Genomic DNA, 14204 nt, shown 5'->3' on the forward strand with positions numbered 1-14204 from the left:
TAAACCCTTGTTTTTCAACAAGTTTTAATCAACATCACCGCCGATGGATGTGCATTCTACAGTATTTCATATCCAATGCAACCTCTTTTTTCAATATTTTAGTATTTTTTTAAATTATGAGTTTTGATTGAGTATTTAATAGTCAAATTCACATCATTCAGTATGATATTGATAAAAAATCGAACACTTTAACTTTATTAAAATTAGATTAGAATAGTCACTATTATTTAACTGACTAGAACTATGTTACTAAATGGCTATATTTAAAATCAAAAAAGCCGTATTGATCTCCCTACTGCTTTTGATGTGCAGCTTTAGCCATGCCAATTCCAACCAGAACATTTATCAAATGACTCTATCTATTTTGAGCTATGCCAAAATTTCATCTCCACAACCAGATTTATGTCTAATTGATAACACTATGGCATTAGCAGAGTTTAATCAAACTATTCAAAAGCAAAATTCAAATATCAAAGCACAAAATATTCATGATTATGAATTAAACAAGACCAATTGTGATGTTATATTTTTCTCTAAATCTTCTCCAACAGTCGAACAAAAGCTCATCCGAGAATCACTAAATAAGTCAATTCTCTCATTTTCAACAAATAATGAAGATTGCGAGGTTGGAAGTGTTTTCTGTCTCTATAGCAATAAAGCAGGTATTACAAAATTTAAAGTCAATTTAGACAGTCTTGCAAAAACCAAAATTCACGTTGATCCTCGTGTATTACTTCTTGCGCAGAATATGGAGTAATTCAGATGATTGATAAATTTTTTGGATTAACTTCACTCCAATCACTATTCAGAAGATCACAATTTTTAATTTTTGCGATCACTTTTTTGATCTGCACTTTAATTTTTGCAACGATTTCAATCTTTACGGTGAAATCATACGCCAATCAAAACTTAACCTTAGTGAGTCGCACAATTGCGGAACGCATTCAACCTGCTCTTGTTTTCCAAGATAAATACACTTTAGACAATATTTTACACGAGTACACACAACAACATTCAATTCGCCTTATCCAAGTATTGGATAGTAATAAAGTTAAAATCACTGAAAGCAGCAAACTGATAGATCGCCATTCAGAACTTCAAACTTGGTTTGATGGATTATTTTTTTCTAAGCCGATTCAAATTGAAGTTACTCACAATGGACAATTGGTCGGTGAGCTTCATCTATTCGGCAGTTCTCAAGATATCATTTTATTCATTATCAAGATTTGTTTAGCCTTGATCTTAGGTATGCTTTTTATGATTTTCGCCTTATGGTGGTCGGTTAATGCAACCTATCGTCATATTATGAATTCTATATCACCAATTATTCATACAGCACAATTAGTGAGTCAACAAAAAGCATATAATCTCCGCTTTCCAAAAAATGATATTCAAGAATTTCATCATCTAAACTCAGTATTTAATCAGCTGTTAGAAGAAATTCAATCTTGGCACAACCAATTACAGTCTGAAAATACGCAGCTGAATTATCAAGTACAACACGATGAATTAACACAATTACCAAACCGACATTATTTTTATAAAGTTTTGTGTAGTCTTTTCGATCAGCCTGATAAACGTGAAAATACTGTTTTGATTTTTATAGATAACAATAAATTTAAGTCTATTAACGATCAATATGGTCATTTAGTAGGGGATGAAGTGTTGAAAGAGATGGCTAAACGATTAAAACAAAACACTCGTCAAAATGATTTTGTCGCAAGATTAAGCGGTGATGAATTTGCAATTATCCTAAGTCCTGTCATTCAGGTGGATCACTTAATTTCGATCGCCGAAAATCTTATAAAATGTTCTGATGAGCCCTTAAAATATAACGGACAATCAATTCATTTTAGCTTTAGTCTTGGTATTGCTTTGGCTAAAGAAGCTCATAACCCAGAGGACTTAATTTCTCAAGCAGACCAAGCGATGTACAAAGCGAAGAATCTAAAACATCATTGGCACATATTTCAACAATAAAGTTTTTACTGAGGATTAATACCTATGCTCAATCGTAGTTTCAAACTTTTTATCATGAGCATTCTTTGTATAGGATTAAGTGCATGCTTGGGTATGGGATCTTTAAGCTATAAACAAGTAAAAATGTTAAAACAACAAGGTTTCGTACTCACAGAGGAAGGTTGGAGTTTGGGACTACCCGAACGACTTCTTTTCGATTTCGATCAGGCTGAAATCTCTAAAAAAAATCGTGAACAGATTCAACATCTCGCAGCACAACTACAAAAGTACAATTTAAAGAAAGTCCGTATCGTCGGTCATACCGATCTTATTGGCAATCCAGATTATAATTTTAAACTTTCTGAAAGCCGTGCCCGAAGCGTAAGCACTATTTTTATCGAAGAGGGTTTTAACCCTGCTCATATCCAAACTATTGGTCGCGGTTCAACCCAACCTATTAATACTGCAAATACTGACGCTGCCCATGCAGAAAATAGACGCGTTGCTGTTATTATCGTGCCTTAAACATTCAACAAAAAAGATCCTGATAGGATCTTTTTTTTATCAGCAAAAATCAGACATAAAAAAACCGCTTAACGCGGTATCTTTTATCTGACCATTTATATTGAAATAAATGGTCGGAGCAGTAGGATTCGAACCTACGACCCCCTGGTCCCAAACCAGGTGCACTACCAGGCTGTGCTATACTCCGATTACATCGGTTTGTGTTGGGGTGAATGACGGGATTCGAACCCGCGACAACCGGAATCACAATCCGGGGCTCTACCAACTGAGCTACATCCACCATCACAAAATTTGGCTCTATAAAATCAAGCGACCAATGGCGCGCCTGACAGGATTCGAACCTGTGACCATCCGCTTAGAAGGCGGATGCTCTATCCAACTGAGCTACAGGCGCATTACCCATGATTGCGAGATCATTGGAAAACCTTTGCCTTGAAGAATTGGTCGGAGCAGTAGGATTCGAACCTACGACCCCCTGGTCCCAAACCAGGTGCACTACCAGGCTGTGCTATACTCCGATTCATCTCAGCTTTTGTACCGTTCAACTTATCGTTTGATGTATCGTTCGGTACGGTGTGCATTCTAGGCGTGACGCTGGATAACGTCAACACCTATCTTCAAAAAAAATCAAAAAAACACTTCAAATGTATATTTATCAAGCATTTTGACTAATATTAACGCTTTAATGACGCACTAAAGTTTAACATTCGATCTAATGGTAATTTAGCGCGCTCTGCTAAAGCGGGATCAACATGGACTTCTTGATCACCATGTCGTAAAACATGCAAAATGCCATCCAATTCATTCATTGCCATCCATGGACAGTGTGCACAAGAACGACAAGTCGCTCCCTCACCTGCCGTAGGAGCCTCAATCAAAGTCTTATTCGGCACCATTTGCTGCATCTTATAAAAAATACCGCGATCGGTCGCAACAATCATTGTTTCATGCGGTAGTTCTTTTGCAGCCTTAATCAATTGTGAGGTACTTCCTACTGCATCAGCAACATCAATCACCGATTCTGGTGATTCGGGATGGACTAAAACTGCAGCATCAGGATAGATGGCTTTCATTTGAGCGATACCACGTGCTCTAAATTCTTCATGTACAATACAAGAACCATCCCAGAGCAACATATCCGCTCCAGTTTTCTTTTGAATGTAACGTCCTAAATGCTGATCAGGTGCCCAAATAATTTTTTCACCTAAACTATCTAAATGCTCAATAATTTCGACAGCACAACTGGATGTTACCACCCAATCTGCACGTGCTTTTACCGCAGCTGAGGTATTTGCATAAACCACAACAGTATGATCAGGATGAGCATCACAGAACTTGCTAAACTCATCTACAGGACAACCTAGATCGAGTGAACAAGTTGCCTCTAAAGTAGGCATTAAAATGGTTTTGTTAGGTGATAAAATTTTAGAAGTTTCACCCATAAACTTCACACCAGCCACAACGAGTGTTGTCGCATCATGGTCACGCCCAAAACGTGCCATTTCAAGTGAATCAGAAACACAACCACCAGTCAGCTCCGCAAGCTCCTGTACGACTGGATCACAATAATAATGAGCAACCAATACCGCATTACGCTTTTCCAATTCGGCTTGGATCTCAGCAAATTTTTGCTGCTTTAACTCTGGTGTTAAATCTTGATTGTTAGATTCACCAATCAGGTCTAAATGAGCTTGAACAATTGCTTTCGCATCATTTGCAATTAAATTGGTTGCATCATTCATTATTTGCATCTCTATCCATAGCGCTTATCAATATAAGCAATTACACACCGATTGGATTTGACCAATCATTAAAATTTGATAAATAAAAAGCCTCAACAGGAGGCTTAATTTATTTAAGAACGATAATCTGCGTTGATCTTGACATAATCATATGACAAATCACAGGTGTAAACCGTATCTTTGGCAGAACCACGGCCCAAATCAACGCGGATAGTAATTTCTGATTGATTCATTACTTTAGCACCAGCCTCTTCTGTGTAATCTGCCGCTGCACCACCATCTTTACAGATCTGGACATCATCTAACCATACTTGGATTTTGTCGACATTTAAATCTGGGACACCAGCATAACCGATTGCAGCCAAGATACGCCCCCAGTTAGGGTCAGAAGCAAAGAACGCTGTTTTTACCAAAGGTGAATGTGCAATGCTGTAAGCGATGTCACAACACTCTTGCGTATTTGCACCACCTTCAACTGAAACAGTTATAAATTTGGTTGCACCTTCACCATCTCGAACGATCAACTGAGCCAAGCGCTTCATGACACGTGTAAGTACATTTAAAACAACAGAGTAACGAGCATCTTCTTTAGATGTAATTTCAGCACCACCTGCTTGACCAGTTGCTGCAAAAATACAAGAGTCATTAGTAGATGTATCACCATCAATCGTGATGCGATTAAATGATTGTTCAACCGTGGTTTTTAATAGTTTTTGAACCAATTCACGAGCAATAGGCGCGTCTGTCGCTACGAAAGACAACATTGTTGCCATATTAGGACGGATCATTCCTGCACCTTTTGAAATCCCCGTCATTGTATAAACAACCCCGTCAATTTCAAATTGTTCAGAAGCACCCTTAGGTAAAGTATCCGTCGTCATAATACCTGATGCTGCCTGAGGCCATACATCATCTTCAAGACTCTCAAATGCTGGTTTTAACCCAGCAATCAAACGCTCCATTGGTAATTGTTCACCAATTACGCCTGTTGAGAATGGCAAAACCTCGTTCTCATTTACACCAGCAATTTTGGCAAATTCAGCACAAGTGTCCTTTGCATTTTTCATACCTGTAGGACCAGTACCTGCATTCGCATTGCCTGTATTAATTACAAGGTAACGTGGATTTGTTTGAGACAAATGCAGTTTTGAAATATGTACTGGCGCTGCGCAAAAAGCATTTTGGGTAAATACACCTGCAACTTGAGTGCCTTGTGCAAATTCAAATACAACCAAGTCACGTCGATTTGGGTAACGTACATACGCTTCTGCTGAGCCAATTCTTACACCCTTTACCACATGCATTTGTGGCATTGATACGTCACCCACCGCCATTTTTGATTGTCCGAATTAAAAAAAATGATGGCTAAGCTTATTAGAAATTAGAAAAAAAATCGAGTGAATAAGGCATTAGGGTTGATTGAAATGAATGATTTGAAATAAATCTCGATCCCTAAAAACAATAAAGCCAGTCAAAGACTGGCTTTAGTACGAAATTCTAAAATTAATTAGATACAGTTTGTTCTAATAAAGCTTGTTTTGCTTTTTCTTGACTTGAACTTGAAAGAGCTGGATTTGATGCAACAATACGATTTGCTGTAGCTGGTGTTGCTGGTGCTATTGCAGCTGTTTGAAGAATAATTGGTCGACCAGCCGTATTACCAAGTGTATAACGAATACCAGTGCGTGGACTTATCACCGTTGTGGAGTCATTTTTAACTTCAGTTTGTGCTTGAGTAACACCCGCAGCTGCTTGAACTTTCGCTAGAGGTACAGTTTTTGTATCAGTATTGGCAAATGCAAAAGCTGGTAAAGCAAAAACTGCAAATAAAGCCGGTTTTAGTATTTTTTTCATTGTCGCTTCCATATATTCAATCATGCAAAATTAAATAGCATTAACTGAGAAAATTGGCAATGCTTATTCACATGAACTGACCAAGCACTATAATAAAATAAAAAAAGCAGAACCTAAGTTCTGCTTCATGAAATTTAGATTTTACCGTGACACTGCTTGTATTTTAAACCAGAACCACATGGACAAGGTGCATTACGGCTTTGAGGTGGCGTAATCTCAACTTCATTCTGATCCAATTCTTGAGTATTAACTGTTTGCTCACCTGTTAAACCATCAACTTCAGCATGAGAAAGTGAAAGTTGCATCGCTTCAGCTTGAGCTTGCTGCTGTGCTTCCATTTCTGCCAGCTCTTCAGGCGTTGGTAAACGTACTAATGAAAGATCTGTCACAATATCAGACTTAATGACAGCTAACATATTTACAAACAGATTGAATGCTTCTTTCTTATATTCCTGCTCAGGATTCTTTTGCGCATAACCGCGTAAATGAATACCTTGACGTAAATAATCCATCGCTGCTAAATGATCTTTCCAGTGGCGATCTAAAGAACTTAACATAAAGTTTCGTTCTAACACTGCTGCAGATTCAGCACCCATTTGTTCACGACGCGCACGATAGCGTTGTAAAACCTCATCAGTGATACGACGTGCTAATGCTTCTTCATCTAATCGACGATCTTGATCCAACCATTGCTGCACAGGAAGATCAATATTAAAGTCTGAGCGTAATGCAGATTCAAGACCTGGTACATCCCACTGATCATGAATTGATTCAGGTGGGATATACGTTTCAATCACCCCTTTCATCACTTCTTCATGCATTGACTCGATGTATTCTTGCAATGTACTTTCTGCCAGAATTTCATCACGCTGTGAGTATATAATTTTACGTTGTTCGTTATTTACATCATCATACTTTAACAGGTTCTTACGAATATCGAAGTTACGCGCTTCAACTTTACGTTGCGCATTTTCAATCGAACGAGACACCATTTTATGTTCAATGGCTTCATTTTCTTGCAGACCCATTGCACGCATCATTGCGACGACACGATCACCCGCAAAGATACGCATCAAATCATCTTCTAACGATAAGAAGAAACGCGAAACACCTGGATCACCTTGACGACCTGAACGACCACGTAATTGGTTATCAATACGACGAGATTCATGACGTTCAGAACCAATAATATGTAAACCACCAGAATTCAGCACCAGTTGGTTATTTTGTTCCCATTCTGCTTTTAAACGTGCTTCATCTTCAGGAGTTGGATTTTCAATTTTCGCCAGTTTCGCTTTCCAGTTACCACCGAGCAAGATATCCGTACCACGCCCTGCCATGTTGGTCGCAATAGTCACGGCACGTGGAGAGCCGGCTTGTGCAATAATATCCGCTTCACGCTCATGCTGTTTGGCATTCAGCACTTCGTGTGCGATACCCGCTTCTTTCAGTTTATCCGATAAGATTTCAGAAGCTTCAATTGTTGCCGTACCAATCAAAATCGGTGCAACACCAGCTTCATGAATTTTCTTAATTTCTTCAATAATCGCATTGTATTTACCATTACGATTCAAATAAATTAAGTCATTCAGATCTTTACGAATCATTGGACGATGGGTTGGAATCAACACCACATCTAAGCCATAAATTTCTTTCATTTCAGCAGCTTCAGTATCTGCTGTACCTGTCATACCTGAAAGTTTACGGTATAAACGGAAATAATTTTGGAATGTGGTCGTTGCAAGCGTTTGGTTTTCAGGTTGAATCTCTAAACCTTCTTTTGCTTCTACCGCTTGATGCAAACCTTCAGACCAACGACGACCAGGCATCGTACGACCTGTATTTTCATCGACAATAATCACTTCACCGTCATGGACGATATAATGCACGTTACGATGATACAAGTAATGTGCACGAATAGAAGCTGTGACATGATGAACAAGATTTAAGTTGGCTGCAGAATATAGACTTTCACCCTCTGCCAATAAACCCATCGCAATAAGTTCACTTTCAATGGCTTCAAAACCAGCTTCTGTAATTTCGACTGAACGTTGCTTTTCATCGATCCAGAAGTGCCCACCATCTGCAACTTTTTCTTCTTTTTGAGCATGTAACTTTGGCGGAATCGCATTCATTGCCGCATAAAGTTGCGAAGAATCTTCGCTTTGACCCGAAATAATAAGTGGAGTACGTGCTTCGTCAATTAAGATCGAGTCAACCTCATCGATAATCGCATAAGCAAGACCACGTTGTTTTTTCTCGGCTAACGAGAACACCATATTGTCACGAAGATAGTCGAAACCAAATTCGTTGTTTGTACCGTAGGTAATGTCTGCTCGATAAGCTTCTGCTTTTTCGACAGGATTCTGCATGGAGTAAATCACCCCAACAGATAATCCCAAAAATTCATAAAGTGGGCGGTTTAACTCAGCATCACGTTGCGCCAGATAATCATTGACAGTAATAACGTGAACACCTTGTTCACTAATTGCATTTAAATATACAGCCAAAGTACCCATTAGGGTTTTACCTTCACCTGTACGCATTTCTGCAATTTTACCTTCATGTAGGGTAATACCACCAATCAACTGTACGTCATAATGACGCATACCCATAATACGCTTACCAGCTTCACGACATACTGCGAAAGCTTCTGGTAACAAGCGATCAAGACTTTCACCGTTTTTATAACGTTGTTTGAATTCTTCTGTTTTTGCAGATAAGTCTGCATCACTTAACACAGATATCGTCGGCTCGAGCGCATTGATCTTCTCGACAATTTTACGCATACGCTTCAATTCGCGCTCGTTTTTAGTACCGAAGATTCCTCCGATCAGACTTGCCAACATATAGACTCTCTAAAACTTACTTATCAAAATGATTTTTCTCAAACGTTATTATGGTGCTAGAAATTTGAAGTACAAGGGTTTTAAACAAATGCAATCAAAAAATTTCTGGATTATTTTCCATGACGCATGAGCAACGGCGAGTTAATGTAGCAAATTTGATCAGAAATATATATCGTTCAAATTCAAATTTATGAACGTTTATTTGCCTTCAGACATTCAAATAAATCTGTTTTTTTCATAACTAAATAAAAAAACACTATTTTTAATTATAAAGAGTTTCCGCCATATTAATTTCAGCACATTAAGGTTTTGATAAAAATAGAGGTTTATATGGCATTACGTTTAGGTGACACCGCTCCAGACTTTGAACAGCAATCAAGTGAAGGAGTAATTAATTTTTATGATTTTCTAGGAGATCATTGGGGAGTTTTATTTTCACACCCTGCCGACTACACTCCCGTATGTACGACGGAATTAGGTTTTACAGCAAAGCTAAAAAACGAGTTTGAAAAACGTAATGTTAAAGCGATTGCTCTCTCTGTAGATGATGTTGAATCACATCATGGTTGGATTAAAGATATCAATGAAACTCAGTCTACCACGGTAAATTTCCCAATCATTGCTGATCAGGATCGTAAAGTTTCGACTTTATATGATTTCATCCATCCCAATGCCAGCGAGACCCTAACCGTCCGATCTCTTGTTATCATTGATCCAAATAAAAAAGTACGCTTGATTATTACTTATCCAGCGTCAACTGGTCGCAACTTCCATGAAATTTTACGTGTTATAGATTCATTACAGTTAACAGATAACTATAAAGTGGCAACCCCTGCAAACTGGCAGCATGGTGAAGATGTTGTGATTGTTCCCTCTATTAAAGACGAAAATGAAATTCAACAACGCTTCCCTAAAGGGTACAAGGCAGTGACACCTTATCTACGTTTAACACCTCAACCTGATCTTGATTAATTTTGACGAGCCATCAAGTTTCAGCGTTCAGCCTATCCTCAGATAGGCTTTTTTTGATTATGGCTTATATTCTTTAACCTATTAATTTAAAAAAGGATTCAAATTATAGTTTGAATCCTTTTTTCTAAAACAAAGCAAGAAACTACTGACGCTTATCCAGTGGTACCCAATCAATCACCCATGCTGATTTCATATTTAAACTTGCATCACTGTTAATTTTCTTACGTAACGCATCTGCCGAATCACGATCTTTAGATGGACCAACCATAATTCGAATACCTTTCGACGTTGGACTCTTCGTTACCTTATATCCTTTGGCACGAAGCTTAGCCGCAAGCGCATCTGCATTCGCCTCATTCGCAGCCAATGCCACTTGAACCATCCATTGACGATCTCCATTTTCCAGCAGATCACGAGCTTTTTCTGCCTCAGCTTTTTTCTTCGCTTCTTCAGCAGCTTTGCGTTTTTTCTCTTCTGCAGCTTTTTTATCAGCTTCAGCTTTCTTCTTCGCCTCTTCTGCTTTACGTTTTTCCTCAGCAGCTTTTTGCTCTGCTGCTTTCTTTTCAGCTGCACGTTTTTCTGCTTCGGCTTTACGCTTTTGTTCTTCTGAGGATTTCGCCTGTTGTTCTTTTTGCTCAGCTAAACGCTTCTGTTCAGCTATGCGTTTTTCTTCAGCCAAACGCTTTTGCTTTTCAGCTTCATCCTCAACCAATTCAGGAGGAATATTGTCTGAACTTTGCTGAGCAGCGTTTCGACGAGCATTCATTGCAGCATATTCTTCAGCAGCGCGACGTGCGGCTTCAGCTTCGGCCTCTTGTTGCATTCTTAAATATTCAGCAGCACGAGCCTCTTGCTCTGCCACAGCTTTCTCACGAGCGCGTCGTTGCTCTTCAAGTAAACGCTTTTCAGTTTCCACATCAACTGTGAGAGGTTGAAGTTGTACTGCTTCAGGTTCATTCTTTTTTTGTTGAACAGCTTCAACCGGTTGTTCAACATTATTTTGGTGGATCTCTTCTTTGCCTTTTAGAAGTAATGCTGCCAATAAAACACCACCACCCAATAAAACAACACCACCCATCCAGCGTTGTTTGTTATTCATTGACATTCTCTAAATACTCCCAGACCGCTTCTAAGGTATGAAACGAACCACACACCAAAATCAACTGATTATTTTTTGTTTCTTCAAGTGCTGATTTAAATGCGACCTGTACATTTGAATACTGTTGTACTGTCTCACCTTGAAGCGCTGACTCTAATTGTTTTAATGGTGCTGCACGAGGCACATCCATCGGCGCAATTTTCCACATAAATACCGTGTTTTTCAATAAATTAACGACTGAATCTATATCTTTATCCGCTAACATCGAAAACACAGCGATAACTTCTGTGTACTGTTTATTGTATTCTAAATAATTTCGCAATTGCTTTAACAAAAATTCTACACCATGCGGATTATGTCCCGCATCGAAAATCACTGTTTTTCCTGCGATTTCCCTTATTTCAAATCGACCTGGTAAATGTGCTTGAATAATGCCCTGCTCTAGTGCAGTTTGAGAAATTTTCAATCCACTGACCAATAATGCAGCTACGGCAGTAGAAACATTATCTAGGGCCAACTGACCACATGGTAATTTTAAGGTCAGTGCTGAACTTGAAAATGTCCAAGTTTTACCATCACCATTTGCTTGATAAAAATAATCCTGATTTAGACATGACAGCGTCGCATTACATGCAATGACTTTATCCTGAATTGATGTTGGAAGTATTTGTTGCCCACCAAAAATGACTGGAATATCTGGACGAATAATACCCGCTTTCTCAAAAGCAATTTTTTCAATGGTGTCACCCAGCCAATCTGTGTGATCCAATCCAATATTGGTAATGACCGCAACATTTGGATTAACGACATTCACAACATCCAAACGTCCCCCAAGTCCAACTTCCAATACCCAAACATCACATTTCTGTTGTTTGAAGATGACAAAAGCTGCAAGGGTTGTTGCTTCAAAGAAAGATAAACTTAAATCACATTCACGTCGTGCTTGATCAACTTGAACAAATGCTTCGATCAGAAGCTCATCTGAAACTTCCTGACCTGCGAGTTTTACACGCTCATTGAAACGATAGATATGCGGAGATTGATACAGACCGACTTGATATCCTTGAGCATTCAGAATAGAAGCTAAGGTTGTGGTTGTTGAACCCTTACCATTCGTACCAGCAACGGTAATGACTTTCGCTTGCGGGTGTGTAACGCCCAATTTTTCAGCCACAGGAATGACGCGTTCAAGCCCTAAATCAATTCCTGTAACGTGAACATGGCTCCAATAATCGAGCCATGTTTGTAAATTATCTGTACTGAGTGGAGCAGTGAGGTTCAAGGCAAATTCATCAATTTCGCTACGATACGATAAACTGTATCACGTAATGCGTGACGATGAACAATTTGATCGACTACACCATGATCAAGCAAGAATTCAGCACGTTGAAACGGTTCTTCTAACTTTTCGCGTACAGTCTGTTCAATGACACGTTTACCAGCGAAACCAATCATTGCTTTAGGCTCAGCGATATGCACATCACCTAACATAGCTAAAGATGCGGTCACACCACCATATACTGGATGAGTTAATACAACAATGTACGGAATACGAGCATCTTTCATTTTTTGAATCGCAGCTGATGTACGTGCCATTTGCATTAAAGATAACATTCCTTCTTGCATACGAGCACCACCAGAGGCAGCAAAACAAATCATTGGCTGTTTGGTTTCAATCGCACGCTCTGCTGCTTGTACAAATCGATCACCAACTACAGTACCCATCGAACCGCCCATGAAATCAAATTCAAATGCACAAGCGATTAATGATAAACCTTTGATTTGCCCTTCCATCACCACGAGTGCTTCAGTTTCGCCAGTTTTCTCTTGTGCTTCTTTCATACGCACAGGATAAGCTTTGCTATCGACAAACTTGAGTGGGTCTTTTGCAACAAACTCTTGACCTAATTCTTTTGCGGTTTGATCAAAGAACCAATTTAAGCGGTCACGTGCTTTCATTTTTAAATGCTCATCACATTGAGGACAAACATAAGCATTGAAAGACATCGCCGTACGAGTCACCAGAGCATGACATTCTGGACATTCAATCGTAGGCTCAGTAAACGTCGCTTTTAACGATTGCTGTTGATCAGGGATTTGAATACCTGGTACTGAACGATCTGTCCAAGGTGTTGCAGGTGCTAAAGTTTTCCCTGATTTAACTTCTTGATTCATACTAACTCATCGAGCGCTGCTCGAAGCTCCTTGACTTTATTGACCGCCTGTTCAACTGCTTGATCAGGAGTTGTCTGTGCAAATGGTTTAACAAAAGCACTACCAACAATGACCGCATCCGCTGCGCTTCCGATTGCTTTTGCAGAGGCTGCATCACTAATACCAAAACCTACACCAACAGGTACATCCGTCATCGACTTGATTTTTTCGATGCGTTGAGCAGCTTCATTCACATCTAAAGTCGCTGCACCTGTTACACCCTTCAAAGACACGTAGTAAATAAAACCACTCGCTTGATTAGCGACATGTTGAATACGTTGATCTGTAGATGTTGGCGCCAACAAGAAGATCTGATCCATATCAAACTTTTTCAAGACAACATCGAGCGCTTGTGCTTCTTCAGGTGGTAAGTCCACCAAAAGAATACCGTCCACACCACAGTCATGAGCAGTTGATACAAATTTTTCATATCCAATGACTTCTACAGGATTCAAATAACCCATCAACACCACTGGTGTATCTGTGTCCTTTTCACGGAATTGCTTGACCATTTCCAATGCATCCAATGTATTTGTACCGGCTGCCAATGCTCGCTCAGCCGCAAGTGCAATCACTGGACCATCGGCCATTGGATCTGAAAATGGTAAGCCAAGTTCAATTACATCCACACCTGCTTCCACCATTTGATGTAACAAAGGAACCGTTACGTGTGGATGAGGGTCACCTGCCATGACATAAGAAACTAGAGCCTTACGCTGTTGAGATTTAAGCTGTGCAAATCGTGTGGCTAAACGTGACATAGGGATGTACTTTCCTTGAATTGTATAGAATTGAGGAGTTGGTTTTGTAAAATACAAGACGGCCCATTGTAACGCTATTTTTTACTCATTGAACAGAGTGTGATGAAAAGCACCAAACACTCTTTTCAGTTAAGTATTCCAAGTGCATATTTATCAATGTTTTGATTTTTTTAACAATGATCAAAAAGCTCGATTTTTTCTGTTTTTTCTAAATCATGAATATTTATAT

At 39.1% G+C, this 14204-nt stretch carries 12 protein-coding genes and 4 tRNA genes; 4 read left to right on the forward strand and 12 right to left on the reverse strand.

Annotated elements, in window-relative coordinates:
- Window positions 1-304: 304 nt before the first annotated feature.
- The 3 genes from yfiR to yfiB are packed head-to-tail and all read left to right on the forward strand — an operon-like array spanning window position 305 to window position 2484.
- Window positions 305-757: a regulatory sequestration protein YfiR gene (gene yfiR, locus AC1M9H_RS13310; protein ID WP_481613592.1), complete on the forward strand. Its 453-nt coding sequence runs from the start codon at window positions 305-307 to the stop codon at window positions 755-757.
- Between the two features lie 5 nt (window positions 758-762).
- Complete coding sequence (gene dgcN, locus AC1M9H_RS13315) at window positions 763-1980, forward strand: diguanylate cyclase DgcN/YfiN (protein WP_481613573.1); 1218 nt, start codon at window positions 763-765, stop codon at window positions 1978-1980.
- Window positions 1981-2004: 24 nt separating this feature from the next.
- On the forward strand, window positions 2005-2484 hold the full coding sequence (gene yfiB / locus AC1M9H_RS13320; protein ID WP_035267906.1) for an outer membrane lipoprotein YfiB: 480 nt from the start codon (window positions 2005-2007) through the stop codon (window positions 2482-2484).
- 110 nt (window positions 2485-2594) lie between these two features.
- Here yfiB and AC1M9H_RS13325 read toward each other — a convergent pair.
- The 8 genes from AC1M9H_RS13325 to secA all read right to left on the reverse strand — a co-directional run bounded on the left by AC1M9H_RS13325 (window position 2595) and on the right by secA (window position 8929).
- Window positions 2595-2671: transfer RNA gene (locus tag AC1M9H_RS13325), tRNA-Pro, on the reverse strand.
- Window positions 2672-2688: 17 nt separating this feature from the next.
- Window positions 2689-2764: transfer RNA gene (locus AC1M9H_RS13330), tRNA-His, on the reverse strand.
- Window positions 2765-2801: 37 nt separating this feature from the next.
- Window positions 2802-2878 (reverse strand) — tRNA-Arg (locus tag AC1M9H_RS13335).
- A 47-nt stretch (window positions 2879-2925) separates the two neighbouring features.
- Window positions 2926-3002: transfer RNA gene (locus AC1M9H_RS13340), tRNA-Pro, on the reverse strand.
- Window positions 3003-3158: 156 nt separating this feature from the next.
- The gene (gene nadA, locus AC1M9H_RS13345) at window positions 3159-4226 is read right to left on the reverse strand and encodes a quinolinate synthase NadA (RefSeq protein ID WP_481613593.1); all 1068 of its coding nucleotides are present in this window, start codon (window positions 4224-4226) and stop codon (window positions 3159-3161) included.
- Between the two features lie 113 nt (window positions 4227-4339).
- Complete coding sequence (gene argJ, locus AC1M9H_RS13350; RefSeq protein ID WP_481613574.1) at window positions 4340-5560, reverse strand: bifunctional glutamate N-acetyltransferase/amino-acid acetyltransferase ArgJ; 1221 nt, start codon at window positions 5558-5560, stop codon at window positions 4340-4342.
- Between the two features lie 169 nt (window positions 5561-5729).
- Window positions 5730-6080 carry a hypothetical protein gene (locus AC1M9H_RS13355; RefSeq protein WP_092768561.1) on the reverse strand — a complete coding sequence of 117 codons (351 nt, stop codon included), beginning with the start codon at window positions 6078-6080 and terminating at the stop codon, window positions 5730-5732.
- A 134-nt stretch (window positions 6081-6214) separates the two neighbouring features.
- Window positions 6215-8929, reverse strand: coding sequence for a preprotein translocase subunit SecA (gene secA, locus AC1M9H_RS13360; protein WP_481613575.1), 2715 nt, complete (start codon window positions 8927-8929; stop codon window positions 6215-6217).
- A 330-nt stretch (window positions 8930-9259) separates the two neighbouring features.
- Between secA and AC1M9H_RS13365 the strand changes: the two genes are divergently transcribed.
- Window positions 9260-9901 carry a peroxiredoxin gene (locus AC1M9H_RS13365; protein ID WP_481596629.1) on the forward strand — a complete coding sequence of 214 codons (642 nt, stop codon included), beginning with the start codon at window positions 9260-9262 and terminating at the stop codon, window positions 9899-9901.
- Window positions 9902-10043: 142 nt separating this feature from the next.
- Here AC1M9H_RS13365 and AC1M9H_RS13370 read toward each other — a convergent pair whose 3' ends face one another.
- From AC1M9H_RS13370 to trpA, 4 genes are read right to left on the reverse strand one after another with little or no spacing between them, the layout of a single operon-like run.
- Window positions 10044-11006 (reverse strand): SPOR domain-containing protein, encoded by a 963-nt coding sequence (locus AC1M9H_RS13370; protein WP_481587984.1) that lies wholly within the window; start codon window positions 11004-11006, stop codon window positions 10044-10046.
- The gene (gene folC / locus AC1M9H_RS13375) at window positions 10993-12282 is read right to left on the reverse strand and encodes a bifunctional tetrahydrofolate synthase/dihydrofolate synthase (RefSeq protein ID WP_481598014.1); all 1290 of its coding nucleotides are present in this window, start codon (window positions 12280-12282) and stop codon (window positions 10993-10995) included. The genes AC1M9H_RS13370 and folC overlap by 14 nt, the downstream gene beginning before the upstream one ends.
- Window positions 12279-13175 (reverse strand): acetyl-CoA carboxylase, carboxyltransferase subunit beta, encoded by an 897-nt coding sequence (gene accD, locus AC1M9H_RS13380; RefSeq protein ID WP_035267924.1) that lies wholly within the window; start codon window positions 13173-13175, stop codon window positions 12279-12281. The genes folC and accD overlap by 4 nt, the downstream gene beginning before the upstream one ends.
- Window positions 13172-13975: a tryptophan synthase subunit alpha gene (gene trpA / locus AC1M9H_RS13385; protein ID WP_035267926.1), complete on the reverse strand. Its 804-nt coding sequence runs from the start codon at window positions 13973-13975 to the stop codon at window positions 13172-13174. The genes accD and trpA overlap by 4 nt, the downstream gene beginning before the upstream one ends.
- Between the last annotated feature and the right edge of the window lie 229 nt (window positions 13976-14204).

The organism is Acinetobacter sp. ANC_7512, assembly GCF_056779935.1.

Coding starts and splice junctions, on each gene's coding strand:
- AC1M9H_RS13370 (WP_481587984.1), bottom strand. CDS start 11,006: ATGTCAATGAATAACAAACAACGCTGGATGGGTGGTGTTGTTTTATTG.
- secA (WP_481613575.1), bottom strand. CDS start 8,929: ATGTTGGCAAGTCTGATCGGAGGAATCTTCGGTACTAAAAACGAGCGC.
- dgcN (WP_481613573.1), top strand. CDS start 763: ATGATTGATAAATTTTTTGGATTAACTTCACTCCAATCACTATTCAGA.
- accD (WP_035267924.1), bottom strand. CDS start 13,175: ATGAATCAAGAAGTTAAATCAGGGAAAACTTTAGCACCTGCAACACCT.
- nadA (WP_481613593.1), bottom strand. CDS start 4,226: ATGAATGATGCAACCAATTTAATTGCAAATGATGCGAAAGCAATTGTT.
- AC1M9H_RS13365 (WP_481596629.1), top strand. CDS start 9,260: ATGGCATTACGTTTAGGTGACACCGCTCCAGACTTTGAACAGCAATCA.
- yfiB (WP_035267906.1), top strand. CDS start 2,005: ATGCTCAATCGTAGTTTCAAACTTTTTATCATGAGCATTCTTTGTATA.
- argJ (WP_481613574.1), bottom strand. CDS start 5,560: ATGGCGGTGGGTGACGTATCAATGCCACAAATGCATGTGGTAAAGGGT.
- AC1M9H_RS13355 (WP_092768561.1), bottom strand. CDS start 6,080: ATGAAAAAAATACTAAAACCGGCTTTATTTGCAGTTTTTGCTTTACCA.
- yfiR (WP_481613592.1), top strand. CDS start 305: ATGTGCAGCTTTAGCCATGCCAATTCCAACCAGAACATTTATCAAATG.
- trpA (WP_035267926.1), bottom strand. CDS start 13,975: ATGTCACGTTTAGCCACACGATTTGCACAGCTTAAATCTCAACAGCGT.